This window comes from Xanthomonas sp. D-36-1 (genome assembly GCF_017746155.1).
GTDB classification, from domain to species: Bacteria; Pseudomonadota; Gammaproteobacteria; order Xanthomonadales; family Xanthomonadaceae; genus Xanthomonas; species Xanthomonas cissicola.
The window spans coordinates 56,281-74,139 of record NZ_JAGHWR010000028.1 but is presented as its reverse complement, the minus strand read 5'-3'; the positions used below and the strand labels follow the sequence as shown (position 1 = coordinate 74,139).

The following is a 17,859-nucleotide window of genomic DNA, read 5'->3' as shown; positions in this document are numbered from 1 at the left end:
TTCGCTCTGCGTCGCAACTGTCGTTTCGCGCATGTCGCTCGCTGTTGAGTCCGGATCCGACTGCAATCCGTGGATCGATAAGATTTGAGGTGACTGGCACTGCTCCTGCTTCAACGAATCCCCACTCCCGAATCCCATGCCTCTAGAAATCGAACGCAAATTCCTGGTCACCGGCGATGGCTGGCGCGATGCCGCGCATGCGGTGATTCCGATGGCGCAGGGCTATATCAACGACCAGGCGGCGCTGCGCAGTGGCATGCAGCATGCCTCGGTACGGGTGCGCATTCAGGGCGAAAGCGCATTTCTCAATCTGAAATCGCGCGAAGTGGGGCATACGCGGCAGGAGTTCGAATATCCGATTCCACTTGCCGATGCACGCGCATTGCTGGCGCTGTGCGTGGGCGGCCTGATCGACAAACGCCGGCATCTGGTCGCCTATCAGGGCCATGTGTGGGAAGTGGACGAATTCCTCGGCGACAACGCCGGCCTGATCGTGGCCGAGATCGAACTCGAACGCCCCGACGAAGCATTCGCCACGCCGGAATGGGTCGGGACCGAAGTCACCGACGACGTGCGCTACTACAACCTGGCCCTGGCCTCGCATCCGTTCAAGCAGTGGAACGGGGATCTGTGATTCGGGATTGGGACTCGCAAAGGCGGGCACGCGGCTCGGCGCCTTGGAGGCCTGAGGTGCAATTGGTGATTCGTAAGAACAGATGATGCGCGGCACCAGGGTGCTTTGCAGCGCTTCATCATCGCTCCCCAATTTCAGCAGTGGCAAACGTTTGCGAGTGCAGAATCCCGTCTATGCTCTGCCAATCCCAAATCACCACGAACGAACCCCAGCTCATGCGCATCGACATCTGGTCCGACGTAGTGTGTCCCTGGTGCTGGATCGGCAAACGCCGTTTCCAGGCCGCCCTCGCAGCGCTTGGTGCGCAGGCGCCGGCCTTGGATATTCACTACCACGCGTTCCAGCTTGATCCGGATGCCGGTCTGGAGCCGACGCCATTGCGCGAGGCGCTGGCGCTGAAGTTCGGCGGTACGGCACGGGTCGAGCAGATCCTGGCGCAGACCCAGGCCACCGCGCAGGCGGAGGGCTTGCCGCTGGATTTTGGCCGTGGGCAGGTGCAGGTGAGCACGCTGCGTGCGCATCGTTTGATCTGGCTGGCCAGCCACGAGGGCGATGTGGATGCGGTCATGGAAGCGCTGTTCCATGCGCATTTTGCCGAAGGCCGTAACGTCGGCGCGACCGACACGCTGGTGCGTGCCGGTGAGGCCGGCGGCCTTGCGGCGGCGCGTGTGCAGGCGATGCTGGAATCGGACGAAGGCGCCGTCGAGGTACAAGCGCAGCTAGCGCAGGCCGACGCGTTGGGCATCCGCGCAGTGCCCAGTTTCGTGATCGACGGCCGTGCACTGATCCAGGGCGCGCAGCCGCCGGAAAGTTTTGCGCAGGCGCTGCTGCAGTTGGCAGCCGAATCGACGCCAGTCGGCGGCCCTGATGCCTGCGGACCCGACGGCTGCGCGGTGTGACACGCATGCCTGCCGCATGCACCGGCACCTGCGCGATGGCATGACACCGCCCGACCGCGTGCAGACGATCGCCGTGATTGGCGCCGGGCTGGCCGGGCTGGTCTGCGCGCAGCAGCTGCAGGCGGGCGGCCATGCGGTGACGGTGTTCGATCAGGCCCAGACCCCGGGTGGCCGCACGCGCCACTACAGCGCCGAGCAGTGGCAATGCGATCACGGAGCGCAGTATTTCACCGCGCGCGATCCTGCATTTGCAGCGGTCGTGGATGCCTGGATCGATGCCGGTATTGCCGCGCCCTGGCAGGCACGTATCGCAAGCTGGGACGGTACGCGGTTGCGCCGACCACAGAGCGCGCTGACGCGTTATGTAGGTGTTCCCGAGATGACCGCGCCGGCGCGTACGCTGGCCGCGCAGTTGGATGTGCGTCTGTGTGCCGAGGTGCACGCGCTGCGGCGCAGCCGGCAGGGGTGGCGCGTAGCGGTGTCGCAAGACGCTGCAGAGCCTCTGTTCGATACGGTGCTGCTGGCCGTCCCGGCACCGAGGGCGGCTGCGTTGCTCGCGCAGGCCGCGCCTGCGTTGCGGACGATTGCCGAGCAGGTGCGCATGCAGCCTGCATGGGCGGTGATGGCGCGCTTCGATGTGCCAATCGATCCAGGTTACGACGCGCTGTTCGTCAATGCCGGCGCATTACGCTGGGTGGCGCGCAACTCCAGCAAGCCCGCGCGTACGGGTGCGGAGACCTGGCTGCTGCATGCAACGGCCGAGTGGAGCCAGGCGCATTGCGATGCCATGCCTGGGCACGTCATCGCCAGCCTCGTGCCGGAGCTGGCGGCGCTCGGTTTGCCGATACCGCGGTCCTGCGATGCTTTTTTCTGGAAAGTCGCCAGCAGCGACCCCGCATTGCAGATCGGCTGCGTCTGGGACGCGCAGCTTGGCGTGGGCATGTGTGGCGACTGGTTGGCAGGCGGCAAGGTGGAGGGGGCATGGCAGAGTGGAATGGCGCTGGCCCGGCATGTGTCTGCCGGCGACGCGCCGCACAGCGCTTGCGACTGACGCTGTGCCAAGCAGCGCAGAACTAAAGGGTGATGCGGTGCTTGGCCATACCGCGGTCATGGCAGTCGTTCGTGCATGCATCCCCGGTGACGCGAATATTTTTTTCGGGTCGAAGGCGTGCCCGTGCGCCGCATCGGCCCGGACGCGCCCCTGCATCCGGCATGATCGGGCGTCACTCTGATGCATGATTCCAGCGCACTTATCGCGCAAACCAATCCACAAACGCCGGCCCATACGCTGCGCTTGATCCTGGGCGACCAGCTCAATCCGCAGCACAGCTGGTTCGCCACGCGCGATGCGGGGGTGGTCTATGTGTTGATGGAAGTGCGGCAGGAAACCGACTACGTACTGCATCACGCGCAGAAGGTCCTGGCGATCTTCGCGGCCATGCGCGCGTTCGCCGCAGGCTTGCGGCGTGCAGGGCATCGGGTGCGCTATGTGACGATCGACAACGCCAGCAACCGGCAGTCGATCCCGCGCAACCTCGAGGCATTGATGGCGCATTACCGCGCCGACCATCTGGAGTACCAGTCCCCGGACGAATGGCGGCTGGACGAAGCACTACAGCACTGGAGCACCGCGCAACCCTTTGCCACGCGCATGGTCGACAGCGAACATTTCCTGACCGCGCGCAACGAAGTCGCCGCCTGTTTTCGCACTGGCAGCCCATGGCGCATGGAAGTGTTTTATCGGCGTATGCGGCGCCAGCATCGCATCCTGCTCGATGCAGCAGGCGAGCCGGAAGGTGGGCGCTGGAACTTCGACCACGACAACCGTGCGCCGTGGCCGGGCCACCCGCCTGCCCCCCAGGATTGGCGCACGACCCACGATCACAGCGCGCTGTGGCACACGATCCAAGCCGCCGGCGTGCGCAGCTTTGGCGCACCGAACGCGCAAGCCCTGCCATGGCCGCTGGATCGCGACGAAGCCTTGCAGCATCTGGACGCTTTCATCGCGCATGCATTGTCCAATTTCGGCCGCTTTGAAGATGCCATGAGCACGCGTAGCCCGCGCCTGTTCCATTCGTTGCTCTCGTTCGCGCTCAACGTCAAGATGCTGCAACCGCACGAGGTGATTGCGCGCGCCGAAGCGGCATGGCGGCAAGGGCATGCGCCGTTGGCGGCGGTGGAAGGCTTCATCCGGCAGATTCTGGGCTGGCGCGAGTACGTGCGCGGTGTGTACTGGTCGCAGATGCCCGGCTACGCGGAATCGAATCGTCTCGACCAGCATGCGCCGCTGCCGCACTGGTTCTGGGACGGGCAGATCGGCATGCGCTGCCTGGCCGATGCGGTCGGCAATTCTTTGGCCAACGCGCATGCGCATCACATCCAGCGGCTGATGGTGATCGGCAATTTTGCGCTGCTGGCGGGGCTGGATCCGCAGGCCCTGCATCGCTGGTATCTAGGCGTTTACATCGACGCCTTCGAGTGGGTGGAGCTGCCCAATACGGTGGGCATGAGCCAGTTCGCCGATGGCGGCCTGCTCGGCAGCAAGCCGTATATCAGCGGCGCGGCCTACATCGATCGCATGAGCGATTACTGCGGTGGTTGCCGGTATCAACGCAAGTTGCGGGTCGGCCCGAACGCCTGCCCGTACAACGCGCTGTATTGGGATTTCCTGCAGCGCCAGCGCCCGCTGTTGGCCGCCAACGAACGCCTGGCGCTGCCGTACCGCCAGCTCGACGGGATGGCCCCCGAAGTCTTGGCACAAGTACAGGCCCAGGCCGCGCATTGGCGCGCCCACCTCGAGGGGCTGTGAGCCTACCCGCAGCGCCCGCAGGGGCGCGCAGCTGAATGCGCGATCTGACTCTGCCACGCGCATCTGCGACAATGCCGCGCTGCGCCACCATGGCGCCTGGCCCGGGAGTCCCCCAACATGCTTCTGATCGGCGTTGCCGGTACCGAACTCAGCGCACAGGAACGCGATTGGCTGCAGCACGATGCGGTTGCCGGCGTGGTGCTGTTCAAGCGCAACTTCGCTTCGCGCACCCAGGTGGCCGAGCTGTCGGCCGCCATTCGCGCCGCCGCGCCGCGCCCGGTGCTGATCTGCGTGGACCAGGAAGGCGGGCGCGTGCAGCGGTTTCGCGAAGGATTCAGCGCGCTGGCGCCGTTGCAAAGCTTCGGTGCGCAGTACGCGCAGGACCCGGAGGCAGCACTGGCCGCCGCGCGCGCGCATGCGCAGTTGATGGCCAGCGAGGTCCGCGCCAGCGGCGTGGACCTGAGCTTTGCGCCGGTGGTGGACCTGGGCCGCGGCAACCGCGCCATCGGCGATCGCGCCTTCAGCGACGACCCGCAGATCGTGGCCACCTTCACGCGTGCCTATGTGCAGGCGCTGCACGGCGCCGGCATGGCCGCCACGCTCAAGCATTTCCCCGGCCACGGCACCGTGCTGGAAGATACCCACGTCGATCACGCCAGCGACCCACGGCCGCTGGAGGTGCTGCAGGCCGAAGACCTGGTGCCGTTCGTGGCGGGAATCGAGGCCGGCGCCGACGCCGTGATGATGGCGCACGTGGTCTACCCGCAGGTCGCGCCGGAGCCGGCCGGCTATTCGCAGCGCTGGATCGAGCAGATCCTGCGCGGCCAGATGGGCTTCCGCGGGGTGGTCTTTTCCGACGACATCGGCATGGCCGCCTCCTTCAGTGCCGGCGGCGTGGCGGGCCGGGTGCATGCGCATCTGGATGCCGGCTGCGACGTGGTGCTGGTGTGCCACCCGGAGCTGGTCTCCGAATCGCTGCAGGCCGTGCAGGGCCGCAGCCTCAATACCGCTGCATTGATCGGCCTGATCGGCCGTGGCGCACTGGGCTGGGATGGCCTGCTCGCCGGCACCGACGCCTCATTCACCACTCCTCCTTCTGCCCATTTCGGAACAACTGCCTGATGTCCACGCTCACCATTTCCCAGGCCCTGGCCCAAGCCGATCTGCTGGTCGACCGTCCCGCCATCGATGCCGCCGTTGCCACCATCGCCGATGCGATCGCACGCGACTACGCCGGCGAAGTGCCGGTGTACCTCACCATCATGCACGGTGCGCTGCCGTTTTCCGGCCAGCTGGCGCTGGAGCTGGGCGCACGCGGGCAGGACCTGCAATTCGATTACCTGCATGCCACCCGGTACCGCGGCGAAACCACCGGCGGCGAACTGGTGTGGAAGCACCGTCCGGCCACCGCATTGTTCGGTCGCCGCGTGATCCTGGTCGACGACATTCTCGACGAGGGCTACACGCTGCAGGGCGTGCGCCAGTGGTGCCTGGAGCAGGGCGCCACCGACGTGCGCGTGGCGGTGTTGACCGTCAAGCGGCACGACCGTTGCGTGCCGGGCGTGAGCGCCGATTACGTGGGCGTGGAAGTGCCCGACCGTTACGTGTTCGGCTTCGGCATGGACGTCAACGAGCAGCTGCGCGGTATTCCTGCCATCTATGCGATGAAGCCGTAACGCTGCAAATCCATGCCCGCATCGTTGCGGGCAGCTCGGCGCGCACGCGTGCGCTCCCCATCATGTCTTTCGCTGCAGAGGTCGGTTGTGTCCGCAAATTCCATCGCATTGGCCGTCATCGGCGGCACGGGTGTCTACAAGCTCGCGCAGCTGGACGATGTGCAATCGCACGAAGTCCAAACGCCCTACGGCGCGCCGTCCGGGCCGATTCGCGTCGGTATGCTGCTCGGCCATCGCGTGGCCTTCCTGGCGCGCCATGGCGAAGGCCATTCGCTGCCGCCGCACAAGGTCAATTATCGCGCAAACATCGCTGCACTGCAGCAAATCGGCGCCTCGCGGGTGCTGGCGCTCAACACCGTGGGTGGGATCACCGAACAGTTTGGCCCGCGCGTGTTGGCGTGCCCGGATCAGTTGATCGACTACACCTGGGGCCGCGTGTCCACGTTCTGCGAAGAGCCTGGAAGCGAGGTGCAGCACGTGGATTTCGGCCACCCGTATTCGCCGATGTTTCGCAGCAAGGTCATTGCGGCAGCCAAAGTGACCGGCGTCACGCTGGTGGCGGGCGGCTGCTACGGTGCAACGCAAGGACCGCGACTGGAAACGGTTGCAGAGATCGCACGCATGCGTCGCGACGGCTGCGATCTGGTGGGCATGACCGGCATGCCCGAAGCTGGGCTGGCACGCGAAAAAGGCTTGGAATATGCGTGTTTGGCGATCGTGGCCAACTGGGCGGCCGGTTGCGGCGACGCGCAGGAAATCACCATGGCCGAGGTGTTGGCCAACGTCGATGCGGCTTCGTCCGGGCTGCCCGAGCTGATTGGCGAACTTGCACGCGGGTGATTGTCATCGGGGCATAAGCTTTGCATACTCGGCGCGTACGCACCGCCGTACACCACCCATTAATTATTGCAAAGGTCTCGCATCACCATGCCGAACGGTACCGTCAAGTGGTTCAACGACGCCAAGGGATTTGGCTTCATCTCACCGGAGGACGGCAGCGCCGATGTCTTCGCGCACTTCTCCGCGATCAATTCCAAGGGCTTCCGCAGCCTGCAGGAAGGCCAGCGCGTCAGTTATGACGTGACCCAGGGCCCCAAGGGTGCCCAGGCTTCGAACATCACGCCGGTCGAGTAATCTGACTCGATTGTGCGGTTGAAAAACCCCGCCACGGCGGGGTTTTTTTTGCGCCGATTGTGCGCGGGCAGCGATCGCCAGACAGGGCAGGGACGATGCAACGAGCATTACGTATTGCGGTAGTGGGCTACGGAACGGCGGGGCAGGCATTGGCCGTGCTGCTCGGCGCCGACGGGCATCAGCTGGAGGTCTTCGAGCGCGCAGCTGCACCCGGGCCGGTGGGCGCCGGTTTTCTGCTGCAACCCAGCGGGTTGCAGGTGCTCTGGAACATGGGCTTGCTGCCGCAGGCGCTTGCGCATGGAGCGCCGGTGCGCCGCCTGTATGGCGACACGCCGTGCGGGCGCGCGGTGATGGACATGCAGTACCGCGATCTGGATCCGCGCCTGATGGGTGTGGGCATGCAGCGCGGCGCCTTGTTTACGCTGCTGCGCGAGGCCTGGCCGCAGCACGCGCAACTGCATGTGGACACGCAGATCACCGCGATCGACCACGCGGGCGTGCGCGTGCAGGATCAACGCGGGCAGTGGCATGGCCCCTTCGATCTGATCATCGCCGCCGATGGCTCGGCTTCCACGTTGCGTGCGCAGGCACAGGGAACGCAGCTGGATCGGGTATATCCATGGGGGGCGCTCTGGTGCCTGCTGCCACGCGAAGACTGGCCGTTCGTGGACGAATTGCGCCAGCGCTATATCGGCGCACGCAAGATGATCGGCCTGTTGCCGGTGGGCACGCGCCCGGGCGACGACACGCCGCGGCTGAGCTTTTTCTGGAGCCTGCCGTGCAGCGATTTCGTTGCGTGGGAACAGCGCGGCATTGCCGCCTGGCGCGACGAGGTGGCACAGATGTGGCCGGAAGCACACGCGCGGCTTGCCACGGTGCAGGTGCATGGTGCACTGGCGCGCGCGAGCTATCGCGATGCTGTGGTGTCGCGCTGGCATCGCGGCCGCTTCGTGCTTGCCGGCGATGCCGCGCATGCGATGAGCCCGCAGTTGGGGCAGGGCGTGAACATGGCGCTGCTGGACGCATTGGCGATGCGCGATGCGTTGCGCGCCGGCGCCGATCTGGACGATGCCTTGCAGCGCTACCAGCGCGAACGCCAGGCGCACGTGGCGATCTATCACCGCTGGAGCCGCTGGCTGACGCCGCTGTTCCAGTCCGAACGCGATCTGTGGGCACATGGCCGCGATCTGCTGCTACGCCCGATGGGACGCGTGCCGGGTGGACGCGGGCACATGTTGCGTGTGCTCAGCGGCACCCAGCACGGTTGGTTCGGCAAGCTGGCGCTGGCGCCTGAATTTGTCGAGACCTTGGCGCAGCCAGTCGCGCGGCTGGCCGACGTTAACGCCGAAGCACTTGCACGGCCATAGCATCGACCGGTGCGTGCGTGGCAGGGCTAACGCACCGGCAGTGCCAACGCATCGCCTTCCACGCAGGCAACCAGGCGCTCGCCTTCGGTCAACGTCGGCACGATGCCTGCGGTGAACTGCGAGAACGCCGGCAGGATGGTGACGCGCTCGCGCAACCAGAACGCCGGCCAGCGCCGCGACAGCCCTGGCAGCTTGGCCAGGGGATGCAGGTGCCCGCATAGCACGTGGCCGGTGGGATGCGGCAATGGGTCATGGCGCAGCACGAACGGTCCATCTTCGACCTGTTCGCCGGCCGCTTCGATGTGCAACTCCGCACCGGCCAGGGCGCGGTCGTGATTGCCGCGGATGGCGATCACGCGCAACGCGCAATGCCGTTCGCGCCATGCGCTCCAGCGTCGGTGCCAGGCGGCACGCGGCGCGGGCCCGTGCAACAGGTCGCCCAAAATCCACAGCGTCCGGACATCGCGTTGATCCAGCAACGCATCCAGCCGCTCCAGATCGTGCGCGGTGCCGCCGGCCGGCAAGCCGATGCCGGCACGTCGGAAGACATCGGCCTTGCCCAGGTGCAGGTCGGCGATCAACAGCGCACGGTGTGCCGGGCGATACAACGCACGCTCGCCGAGCAATTCCACGGTTTCGCCGGCCAGCTGCAGCTGCACGCTATCGCCCATGCTTGCGTTCCAGTTGTTCGGCAGCACGCAAGACGCGCGCCTTCCAGTCCTCGGTACTCAGCTGCCCACGCACGCGTTCGGCCCACAGCGGAAACGATAACGGCGTGAGGCTGCGTGGCTTGCGCAGGCGCAACTCGCGACGCGCGCAGTCTTCCAGCGCATGCGCAAGCCGCGCCAGTTCGAGCTGGCCTTCGAACACCTCGCGCTCGGCCTGGGCGAGCAGCAGGTGATCGGGGTCGAAGCGTTGCAACACGTCGTACAACAAACCGCTGGACGCCTGCAGCTGGCGCAGGCTGCGCGGCGCACGGCCAGGCAACGACGGCGACAACAAGCCCGCCACGCGCGCGATTTCGCGGAACTGCCGGCGGGCCAGCTCGCCGAGGTTGAGGCTGTCGCGCAGATCGTCGAACAGTCCCGCCGGCGAGAGCAGGGCCTGCAGCACATCGGCATCGATGTCGACATCCTGCGCTGGCGACAGCACAAAGCCGTAGTCGTTGGCAGCGAAGCTGAAGGTATTGCGCTGGCGTCGGCCCCAACGTGCCGCCAGCAACGCGGCCAGGCCTTCGTTGACCTGCCGGCCGGCAAATGGGTAGACGAAGACGTGGCGGCCGTCGCGCGCCTTGACGCTTTCCACCAATAGATGGTCCGGCCCGGGCAGCGAAGAGAGCGACGCCTGCAGGTGCAGCAACGGCGCCAGTGCCTGCATCTCCGGCGCATCGCCGGGCTCGGCGAACACCGCTTCCACCTCGCGTCCCAGCGCAGATGACAACGGCATGCGCCCGCCCATCCACTTCGGGACCACGCCGCTGCCACCCTTGGCCACGCGCACATAGGCAGTCATGTCTTCCAGGCGTACCAGTTCCAGCAGGCGGCCGGCGAACTGGAAGCGGTCGCCGCGGCGCAGGCGGCCGATGAATTGTTCTTCCACCGCGCCTAGCCGTCCGCCGCGCAGAAACTGCACGCGCACGCTGCCGTCGCTGGTGATCGTGCCGATGGACAGCCGATGCCGCAGCGCGACGCGCCGGTCGATCACGCGGTACAGACCCTCCTCGTCGCGCACCACTTTGTGAAAGTCCGGGTAGTGCGCCAGCGCGCTGCCGCCTTGCACGATGAAATCCAGCACCGCGTTCCAGGTGGTCCTTTCCAGTGCGGCGAAGGCATCGGTACCGCGCACTTCCTCGAACAACGCGTCGGCGTGGAAGCCGCCGCCGAGGGCGAGGGTGACGCAGTGCTGCGCCAGTACGTCCAGCGATAACCGTGGCGGTGGGCGCGCTTCGATATGGCCGTGCACCAGCGCGCGACGGGCCGCGGCATATTCGACCAGCTCCAGTGCATGCGAGGGGACGCACACCACGTGGCCCGACTCGCCGGGACGATGGCGTGCGCGGCCGGCGCGTTGCAGCAGGCGCGCGATGCCTTTCGGGCTGCCGACCTGCAGCACCTGATCCACCGCCGGGAAGTCCACGCCCAGATCCAGGCTGGAGGTGGCGACCACGCAGCGCAGGCTGCCGTCGGCCAGCCCGCGTTCGGCGGCGGTGCGTAGCGACGGATCCAGCGAGCCGTGGTGCAGCGCCAGCGTAGCCAGGTCTTCGGGCCACACCGCGCTCAAGGCCTGATGCCACAACTCGGCCTGCGCGCGCGTATTGGTAAACACCAGGCTGGTGCGCTGTTGCATGATCTTTTGCAGCACGCGCGCCAGTTGCGCCAGACCGAGGTGGCCTGCCCAGGGAAAGCGCTCGCCGCTGTCCGGCAGCAAGGTCTCCAGCGTCATCGTGCGCGGTTTGACGCCGGAGACCAGCGCCGCCTCGGGGCGATGCGGCAACAGCACATCGCGTGCCTGCGACAAATTACCCAGCGTTGCCGACAGCCCCCAGATGCGCAGTTGCGGCGTCCAGCCGCGCAAGCGCGCAAGACACAGCTGCAGCAACACGCCGCGCTTGTTGCCCAGCAGTTCGTGCCATTCGTCGACGATCACGCAGCGCAATGCCGATAGCTGCGGTGCGGTATCCGGATACGACAAGAGCAAGGCCAGCGATTCGGGCGTGGTCACCAGTACATCGAGCTTGCCGCTGCGGGCCAGCCGCTTGTCGCGCGCGCTGGCATCGCCGGTGCGCAGGCCCACCTGCCAATCCAGCCCCAATGCATCCACCGGCTCGCGCAGCGCGCGTGCGGTGTCGGCGGCCAATGCGCGCAGCGGCGTGATCCACAGCACCTGCAGATTGCGTTGCGGCTGGCGACGCGCAGGCGAGGCGGGTTTGCCCGGTTTGCGCGGGGATGTGCGCCCACGTGCGGCCAACGCCTCCAGCAACGGCCCGCCGAATGCCGCCAGCGTCTTGCCGCTGCCGGTGGGCGTGTGCAGCAGGCCGGATTCGCCGTCGAGATAGCGCTTCCACACATCGCGTTGAAACGTCAGCGGCGCCCAGCCGCGCTGCGCGAACCAGGCACGCCACTGTTGCAGTGGCGTGCCGTACGTGTGCTGCGTGACGCTCACCGCGCCAGTGCCTGCAGGGTACTCAGGTGGTCGGCTTCGGCCATTGGCTTGTCGTGACGCCAGCGCAGGATGCGCGGGAAGCGCACTGCGATGCCGGACTTGTGCCGCGCGCTGCGGTTCACCGCTTCAAACCCCAGCTCGAACACATGCTGCGCGGTGACCGCACGCACCGGGCCGAAACGCTCGGTGGTGTTGGCACGGATCCAGCGATCCAGCTGCAGGATTTCCTTGTCGTCCAGGCCGGAATACGCCTTGGCGATCGGTACCAGTTGGCCCTCATGCCACAGCCCGAAGGTGTAGTCGGTATAGAGCGTGCTGCGTCGGCCGTGGCCGGCTTGCGCGTACAGCAGCACCGCATCGATGGTGAGTGGGTCGATCTTCCATTTCCACCAGTCGCCGCGACGGCGACCAGATTGATACACCGAGCCGGCGCGCTTGAGCATCAACCCTTCCACGCCGCGTTCGCGCGCTTCCACGCGCACCTGCGCTGCGGCCTGCCAATCGCTGACCTGCACCAGCGGCGAGGCAATGATGCGCGGGTCTGCAAGCGCGGAGAGTACACCTTCCAGCAGAGCGCGCCGCTCCTGCAGCGGGCGCTCGCGCAGGTCTTCGCCCGCCAGTTCCAGCAGGTCGTAGGCCACCACGCGTGCCGGTGCGGCGGCCAAGGTCTTGGGCCCGGGCTTGAGCCGCTGGATGCGCGTCTGCAAGGCGGTAAACGGCATCGGCAGGGGCTGTTCGGGTTGCCAGGCCAGCAGCTCGCCATCGATGACGGTGCCGTCTGGCAACTGCATCGCGGCGTGTTCGATTTCAGGGAAACGTCCATCCAGACGTTCTTCGCCGCGCGACCACAGTGCCGCTTCGCCAGCGCGGCGAATCAGCTGCAGGCGAATGCCGTCCCATTTCCATTCCAGCAGCCAGTCGTCGATGGCGCCTAACGTTTCGACCTCCGCTTCCAGCGGCGAAGCCAGGAAGAACGGGTAGGGCTGCTGGCGTTCGCCGGGCAGTTCTTCGCTGGTCAACAGGTCTGCAAGATAGGTCGGATGCGGCCGCCAACTGCCCAGCATGCGCTGGGCAATGCGCGCGATGTCCACGCCCGACAATTCGGCCAGCGCCTGCTGCACGAGCCGTTGCGACACGCCAACCCGCAGTGCGCCGGTCAGCAGCTTGTTGAACACCAGCCGCTCGTCGAAGGCCAGGCTGCGCCACGCCTGCACGATGCAGGCCTTGCGGATGTCCACGTCCTGGTTGGCGATCGGCAGCAGCCGCTGTTCGATCCACTCTGCCAGGGGCAGGTCGGCCGCCTCGGTGACCGGGTCGTCCAGCAGCAGGGCCAGCGTTTCGGCCAGATCGCCGACATGGTCGTAGCTGTCGGCGACCAGCCAGTCGGCAACGCCGGCGGTGTCGGTGATCCATTCACGCAGCTCGCCGCTGCTGGCAATGCGCATGCGCGCACTGGCCACCTTGCCACCGGCCATCAGATAGAGCGCCCATGCCGCATCCAGCGCGGGCGCCTCGCGGAAATACGCCACCAGTGCAGCGCGCTTGTCGAGCGTGCCGGTGCTGCGGTCCAGGGTGCGATACAACGCCGCGAAACGCCTCACAGCAGCGCCCGTGGCGCTGCGCGCCTGTCGGGAGCACGCAGTTCCAGTGCGCGTCGGGTAAACGCGGCAAGCACGCGTGGGCGCCGTAGCGGTCGCGGTGGACCGATGGTGGCCGCTGGTGCGCTGCGATGCACGCAAAACGCCAATGCATGACGGCGGAACGCGAGCGCACCGCTCAGGCGAATGCGCGGACGCGCGCGAACATAACGACGTGCGGGCAGCGGGTTCATTCCTCGGCTCCGAAATCGGTGCGGAAGGCTTCTGCTGCGACGCCGCGCTCCCGCAGGTGTTGGATCAATGCATCGGTATTGCCATGGGTGGCAATGACGCGCTGTGCGCCGGTTTCTTCGATGGTGCGCAGCAGGTCGGGCCAGTCGGCATGGTCGGAGACCACAAAGCCGCGGTCGTAATTGCGCCGACGGCGATTGCCGCGGATGCGCATCCAGCCCGAGGCAAAGCCCTGCTGTGCGCTGCGGAACCGGCGGATCCAGGCACTGCCGGCCGCCGATGGCGGTGCGATGACCAACTGCCCGGCATAGTCGGCGCCGCGCGCATGCTCGCTGACCGGCTGGGTGTCCAGCATCGGGATGCCTGCCTGGCGGTAGACCTCCACACCTACCGCGACGGCGCCATGCAGCAATGCCGGCTGCGTCTCCCACGCGCGCAATTCGGCCAATACGCGTTGCGCCTTGCCCAGCGCATAGCAATACAGGATGGCCGCTTCGCCGCGTTCGGCGCATTCGCGGCGCCAAGCGGAAATATCGGCCGCGACCTCGGAGGTGTCGGGCCAGCGATACACCGGCAGGCCGAACGTCGCCTCGGTAATGAAGGTGTCGCACGGCACCACTTCGAACGGCTTGCAGGTGGGGTCGGGCTGGCGCTTGTAGTCGCCGGAGGCCACCCAGACCTCGCCATCCACTTCGATGCGCACCTGCGCCGACCCCAGCACGTGTCCGGCCGGATGCAGCGACACGCGCGCACGACCCAGCTGAAACGTTTCACCATCCGCATGCGTGTGATAGACCTGTTCGCCCAGGCGCCATTGCAGGATGGACAGGCTCTCGCGCGTGCAGTGGTACTCGCCCATGCCGCTGCGGGCGTGGTCGCCGTGACCATGCGTGATCACCGCGCGCGGCACCGGCCGCCACGGGTCGATATGGAAGTCGCCTTGCGGGCAATACAGGCCCTCCGGCCCGAGCACCACCAGATCGCCGCGTGTGTGAGTTGTCTCATCGTTGCCGTTGCGCATGCGGCAACTCTGGCCAAGCCGGTGTGCAGATCCTGAGAATGGGAGCCGTGCGCCGGTGCGTTCGTGCAGCACGCGCTGACCGGCAGGTGCCACGACGTCGCGAGCCGCCGCCGGACGGGCGTGGACGGCGCGCAGAGGCCAGCGTGCAGAAGCCAAGGGTGCACGCATGGCACATGCCGGTCAGTTCACCGCCACGTTCGTCCGGCAGTGCGCGTTTAGTAGTGTTGGCAGCCGCGTGGATCGTGGACGCCTTAGAGCGGCCAACAAAACAAAGCGAGCGGCCGTCAGGTGGCGTCGACGGTACGAAGGAACCGCGGTGTACGCGTGGTACACACCGATTCCGGGCAACGGCCGCGCCCGCCTGGCTGCGCAGTCGTTTTTGTTAGCTGTTCTTAATGCCGCGTACGTCGCCCAGGCGAACGCACCGCGCTCGCTTCCACCGCCAGGGTGAAGCCGCGTTCTTCGCCGCCGTGCATGGCGCCGACATCGACCACCTGGCGACGGATCTCCTCGCCCTTACCGTTGCGCACCACCACCACCACCGTGTATTCCCATGGATCGCCGTCGGCCGGGTGGCGGATGGTGCCGTCGACCTTGAGCGGCACGATCGGCGCCGGCTGCGCGTGTTGCGCAGCCGCCGAATCGAAGCGCAGGTGGTGCTTGCACGCAGGGCAGACGCTGGCGCTTTCCAGGATCGTCGCCTTGCAGTGCGGGCAGCTACGCGTGGCGCCGGGCGTGCCCGGGCGAGGTGCACTCATGTGGCGTCGCTGTCTCCGCTGACGACCGGCTTGTTGGGCGCGACCGGCTTGCCGCCATCATCGCCCCAGCCGAAATCGGCTTGGCCGCGCATGCGCGCACCCGATGCCACCGTGAGGCTGCCGGCCTTGACGTCGCCGACCAACACACCGGATGTCTGCAGTTCGACCTGCGCGGCAGATTCGATGTTGCCCTCCAGCTCGCCGGCGATGATCACCTTGTTGGCGCGCACGCCGCCATTGAGCTTGGCGCCGCGTTCGATGGTCAGATCGCCCTTGACGTTGACATCGCCCTTGAAGCGGCCGGCCAAGCGCACATGGCCGGCGCCTTCGATCTTGCCTTCGATGCTGATGTCGGCAGCGATCAGCGACTCTTTCGCTTCGCTGTGACGCTGTGTGGCTGCAGTTGCCGGTGCGACGCTGGGCGCTGCGGCGGCGGGCACCGGCGGTGCGGGACTGGTCTCGGCGGTGAACAGCCTGCCATCGGCAGCAGGAACCTCGGGGGTGACCGGAACGCCGTCTTTCTTGTTGGGACCTTGATCGCGCCACATCGACATCGGACTGCCTCGCTTTAGGGGGCGAGGCCGACTATCGCCGCGCAACTGGATCTTTTGTGTGACGAACTCCGCAATCCGCGATGGACGGCGTGCGTGCCGAAGCTGTCGGCAAACGTCGCGAGCAGAGCTCAGGTGGGTGCGGTGTACAGGGCGGCAGTGTCGCTCGACACATCGCGGACGCGGCCGCACCGGCCTGGCAGCTGCGCCGCGGCTTTGTCAGCTGCTTTCAGTTCGCACTGTCCGTCGCAGCACCGTGTCGCTCGACCCGGTTGCGCCCAGCGCGCTTGGCGCGATACAGCGCTGCGTCGGCTTTCTGGATCAGGCTCGCACCCTGTTCGCCATCGGCCGGGAAACTGGCCACGCCGATCGAGGCAGTCACCTTCGGCAACGCGCGCGCACCGTCGCTGACCGCCAGCGCGGCGATGTAACCGCGGATCTGCTCGGCCACGCGCATGGCTTCCTCGCCATCGGCTTCGGGCAGAAGGACGGTGAATTCCTCACCGCCGTAGCGGCATGCCACGTCTTCGGCGCGCAGGCGGGTCAGCAGCACCTCGCCCACCGCTGCCAGCAACAGGTCGCCACCGGCATGGCCTTGGCTGTCGTTGAACTGTTTGAAATGGTCCACGTCCAGCATCAACACCGACAGCGGCAGACCACGCCGTGCGCACCGCGCCAACTCGTGGCTCAGCGATTCTTCCAGATAGCGGCGGTTATACAGCCCCGTCAGCGCATCGCGGATCGACTGCCGGCGCAGTGATTCTCGCAGGCGCAGGTTGCTCAGCGCCAACGACAACTGCTCGGCGGCCGCCTCGGCGATTTCCAGCCGCGGCATCGGTCCCGGGCCGGCTGCGGACAGGAACAGAAACCCGAGCTGGGTGCCTTGCGCCGACATCGGCAGGCACGTGGTGGTGACGGACGCATCGCGTGCGGGTTCTTCGATATGCGCACACAGCGCATCCCGGCCCAGGTCGTGGACGATATGCGGCTGGCCGCGGCGCAGCGCCCAGCATTGCTCCGGCGACAGATGCGGCGCACTGCGCACCAGCGGCTCGCCCCAGTGGCTGATCGCCTCGGCGCGGTCTTGCGAGGCGCGCAGCAGGTACACGCTTCCCGCCACGCCCGGCAGCAGGCTGGCCAGGGTACGGCTGCTGACCATCAACGCTTCTTCGGCACTGATGCAGCTCTGCAGCAGGCCGGTGTAGCGGCTGAGCAGGTTGAGGTCGGCGGTACTGCGCTGCAGTGCGTCGATGCTCTCGCCCAACTCGCGATTGGCTTGCGCCGCCAGCTGTTCGGCCTGCGCGCGATGGCGCAGTTCGCGCATCAACAGCGCATAGACCATGCCCACCACCACCAGCCCGAACGGAATGCCGGCCAGCGCCAGTGCCAGCAACAGGTTGGCGCTTTGTTCGCTGCTTCGCGCGCGCTGTGCCAGCAGTTCCTGTTCGCGCTGCACCATCGCCAATGCCTGCTCGCGGATCGCGCTGGTGGTGCGGAAGGCGCTCTGCCGGATGTCGGCACGTGCCGGCTCCAGCCCACTTTGCGTATAGATGTCGAGCACGTGCTGAATCTGCCGCAGGCGGGTTTCCACCAGCCGTTGCAACTGCGCCAGGTGCTGCTCCTGCGCGGGGTTGTCGACGATCAGGCGGCGCAGGTTGTCCAGCAGGATCGGCAAACGTTCGACACTGGTGTGGTAGTCGAGCAGGTAGGCGTCGTTGCCGGTGAGCAGGAAACCACGCTGCGCCGATTCGGCATCGAGCACGCGCGCCTGGATCTCGTCGACCCGCCCGATCACCTCGTGGGTATGCGACACCAGCGCGGCGTCGGCCAGCGAACGGCGGGCACCGACGAAGATGCCGATTCCGATGACGACGAAGATCAGCGCAGAAAAAATCAGCGCCAGCTGGTTGCGCCGGCGTGACGTAAAAGAAGAGGACATATGCGAATGCTAGCCTGCCGGCCTCGACAACACGAGCCACCCGTCGGCCGAGACAAGCGCGCCGGCACATGGCCGGCGCG

General features: G+C 66.8%; 17 protein-coding genes and 1 other RNA gene. 9 read left to right on the top strand and 9 right to left on the bottom strand.

Annotated elements, in window-relative coordinates; all coding sequences use genetic code 11:
* Positions 1 to 136: 136 nt before the first annotated feature.
* The 9 genes from J7367_RS08975 to J7367_RS08935 all read left to right on the top strand — a co-directional run bounded on the left by J7367_RS08975 (position 137) and on the right by J7367_RS08935 (position 8,519).
* Positions 137 to 634, top strand: coding sequence for a CYTH domain-containing protein (locus J7367_RS08975; RefSeq protein WP_022559776.1), 498 nt, complete (start codon positions 137 to 139; stop codon positions 632 to 634).
* Positions 635 to 849: 215 nt separating this feature from the next.
* A complete protein-coding gene (locus J7367_RS08970; protein WP_042806154.1) occupies positions 850 to 1,533 on the top strand; it encodes a DsbA family oxidoreductase in 684 nt (227 codons plus the stop codon).
* Positions 1,534 to 1,549: 16 nt separating this feature from the next.
* Entirely contained in the window at positions 1,550 to 2,584 is a 1,035-nt protein-coding gene (locus tag J7367_RS08965) for an FAD-dependent oxidoreductase (RefSeq protein WP_057660832.1), read from the top strand.
* Positions 2,585 to 2,764: 180 nt separating this feature from the next.
* Entirely contained in the window at positions 2,765 to 4,342 is a 1,578-nt protein-coding gene (locus J7367_RS08960) for a cryptochrome/photolyase family protein (protein WP_057660835.1), read from the top strand.
* 117 nt (positions 4,343 to 4,459) lie between these two features.
* Entirely contained in the window at positions 4,460 to 5,464 is a 1,005-nt protein-coding gene (gene nagZ, locus J7367_RS08955; RefSeq protein ID WP_057660838.1) for a beta-N-acetylhexosaminidase, read from the top strand.
* Positions 5,464 to 6,018: a hypoxanthine-guanine phosphoribosyltransferase gene (locus J7367_RS08950; protein ID WP_017155614.1), complete on the top strand. Its 555-nt coding sequence runs from the start codon at positions 5,464 to 5,466 to the stop codon at positions 6,016 to 6,018. Before nagZ ends, J7367_RS08950 begins: the two co-directional genes overlap by 1 nt.
* Positions 6,019 to 6,105: 87 nt before the next feature.
* On the top strand, positions 6,106 to 6,858 hold the full coding sequence (locus J7367_RS08945) for an S-methyl-5'-thioinosine phosphorylase (protein WP_057660841.1): 753 nt from the start codon (positions 6,106 to 6,108) through the stop codon (positions 6,856 to 6,858).
* Positions 6,859 to 6,945: 87 nt separating this feature from the next.
* Positions 6,946 to 7,152 carry a cold-shock protein gene (locus J7367_RS08940; protein ID WP_003488188.1) on the top strand — a complete coding sequence of 69 codons (207 nt, stop codon included), beginning with the start codon at positions 6,946 to 6,948 and terminating at the stop codon, positions 7,150 to 7,152.
* Positions 7,153 to 7,247: 95 nt separating this feature from the next.
* Positions 7,248 to 8,519, top strand: a complete 1,272-nt coding sequence (locus tag J7367_RS08935; protein WP_057660844.1) for an NAD(P)/FAD-dependent oxidoreductase — start codon at positions 7,248 to 7,250, stop codon at positions 8,517 to 8,519.
* 26 nt (positions 8,520 to 8,545) lie between these two features.
* Here the strand turns inward: J7367_RS08935 and pdeM are convergent, their stop codons facing one another.
* The 9 genes from pdeM to J7367_RS08890 form a co-directional block, all read right to left on the bottom strand.
* Complete coding sequence (gene pdeM, locus J7367_RS08930) at positions 8,546 to 9,190, bottom strand: ligase-associated DNA damage response endonuclease PdeM (RefSeq protein WP_057660848.1); 645 nt, start codon at positions 9,188 to 9,190, stop codon at positions 8,546 to 8,548.
* Complete coding sequence (locus J7367_RS08925) at positions 9,180 to 11,681, bottom strand: ligase-associated DNA damage response DEXH box helicase (protein ID WP_057660850.1); 2,502 nt, start codon at positions 11,679 to 11,681, stop codon at positions 9,180 to 9,182. The genes pdeM and J7367_RS08925 overlap by 11 nt, the downstream gene beginning before the upstream one ends.
* Positions 11,678 to 13,282, bottom strand: a complete 1,605-nt coding sequence (locus J7367_RS08920) for an ATP-dependent DNA ligase (RefSeq protein WP_057660854.1) — start codon at positions 13,280 to 13,282, stop codon at positions 11,678 to 11,680. The genes J7367_RS08925 and J7367_RS08920 overlap by 4 nt, the downstream gene beginning before the upstream one ends.
* On the bottom strand, positions 13,279 to 13,512 hold the full coding sequence (locus J7367_RS08915) for a hypothetical protein (RefSeq protein WP_017155619.1): 234 nt from the start codon (positions 13,510 to 13,512) through the stop codon (positions 13,279 to 13,281). Before J7367_RS08915 ends, J7367_RS08920 begins: the two co-directional genes overlap by 4 nt.
* Positions 13,509 to 14,531, bottom strand: coding sequence for a ligase-associated DNA damage response exonuclease (locus J7367_RS08910; RefSeq protein ID WP_017155620.1), 1,023 nt, complete (start codon positions 14,529 to 14,531; stop codon positions 13,509 to 13,511). Before J7367_RS08910 ends, J7367_RS08915 begins: the two co-directional genes overlap by 4 nt.
* 258 nt (positions 14,532 to 14,789) lie before the next feature.
* Positions 14,790 to 14,864: non-coding RNA, sX9 sRNA (locus J7367_RS08905), on the bottom strand.
* A 59-nt stretch (positions 14,865 to 14,923) separates the two neighbouring features.
* Positions 14,924 to 15,289: a hypothetical protein gene (locus tag J7367_RS08900; protein WP_008578205.1), complete on the bottom strand. Its 366-nt coding sequence runs from the start codon at positions 15,287 to 15,289 to the stop codon at positions 14,924 to 14,926.
* The gene (locus J7367_RS08895) at positions 15,286 to 15,843 is read right to left on the bottom strand and encodes a polymer-forming cytoskeletal protein (protein WP_057660857.1); all 558 of its coding nucleotides are present in this window, start codon (positions 15,841 to 15,843) and stop codon (positions 15,286 to 15,288) included. Before J7367_RS08895 ends, J7367_RS08900 begins: the two co-directional genes overlap by 4 nt.
* Before the next feature lie 226 nt (positions 15,844 to 16,069).
* Complete coding sequence (locus J7367_RS08890; RefSeq protein WP_057660860.1) at positions 16,070 to 17,779, bottom strand: diguanylate cyclase; 1,710 nt, start codon at positions 17,777 to 17,779, stop codon at positions 16,070 to 16,072.
* Positions 17,780 to 17,859 lie beyond the last annotated feature (80 nt).

Excerpts from the sequence above, each read along its gene's own strand:
- J7367_RS08975 (WP_022559776.1), top strand. The coding sequence starts at position 137 with ATGCCTCTAGAAATCGAACGCAAATTCCTGGTCACCGGCGATGGCTGG.
- J7367_RS08970 (WP_042806154.1), top strand. The coding sequence starts at position 850 with ATGCGCATCGACATCTGGTCCGACGTAGTGTGTCCCTGGTGCTGGATC.
- J7367_RS08965 (WP_057660832.1), top strand. The coding sequence starts at position 1,550 with ATGCACCGGCACCTGCGCGATGGCATGACACCGCCCGACCGCGTGCAG.
- J7367_RS08960 (WP_057660835.1), top strand. The coding sequence starts at position 2,765 with ATGCATGATTCCAGCGCACTTATCGCGCAAACCAATCCACAAACGCCG.
- nagZ (WP_057660838.1), top strand. The coding sequence starts at position 4,460 with ATGCTTCTGATCGGCGTTGCCGGTACCGAACTCAGCGCACAGGAACGC.
- J7367_RS08950 (WP_017155614.1), top strand. The coding sequence starts at position 5,464 with ATGTCCACGCTCACCATTTCCCAGGCCCTGGCCCAAGCCGATCTGCTG.
- J7367_RS08940 (WP_003488188.1), top strand. The coding sequence starts at position 6,946 with ATGCCGAACGGTACCGTCAAGTGGTTCAACGACGCCAAGGGATTTGGC.
- J7367_RS08935 (WP_057660844.1), top strand. The coding sequence starts at position 7,248 with ATGCAACGAGCATTACGTATTGCGGTAGTGGGCTACGGAACGGCGGGG.
- pdeM (WP_057660848.1), bottom strand. The coding sequence starts at position 9,190 with ATGGGCGATAGCGTGCAGCTGCAGCTGGCCGGCGAAACCGTGGAATTG.
- J7367_RS08915 (WP_017155619.1), bottom strand. The coding sequence starts at position 13,512 with ATGAACCCGCTGCCCGCACGTCGTTATGTTCGCGCGCGTCCGCGCATT.
- J7367_RS08910 (WP_017155620.1), bottom strand. The coding sequence starts at position 14,531 with ATGCGCAACGGCAACGATGAGACAACTCACACACGCGGCGATCTGGTG.
- J7367_RS08900 (WP_008578205.1), bottom strand. The coding sequence starts at position 15,289 with ATGAGTGCACCTCGCCCGGGCACGCCCGGCGCCACGCGTAGCTGCCCG.
- J7367_RS08895 (WP_057660857.1), bottom strand. The coding sequence starts at position 15,843 with ATGTCGATGTGGCGCGATCAAGGTCCCAACAAGAAAGACGGCGTTCCG.
- J7367_RS08890 (WP_057660860.1), bottom strand. The coding sequence starts at position 17,779 with ATGTCCTCTTCTTTTACGTCACGCCGGCGCAACCAGCTGGCGCTGATT.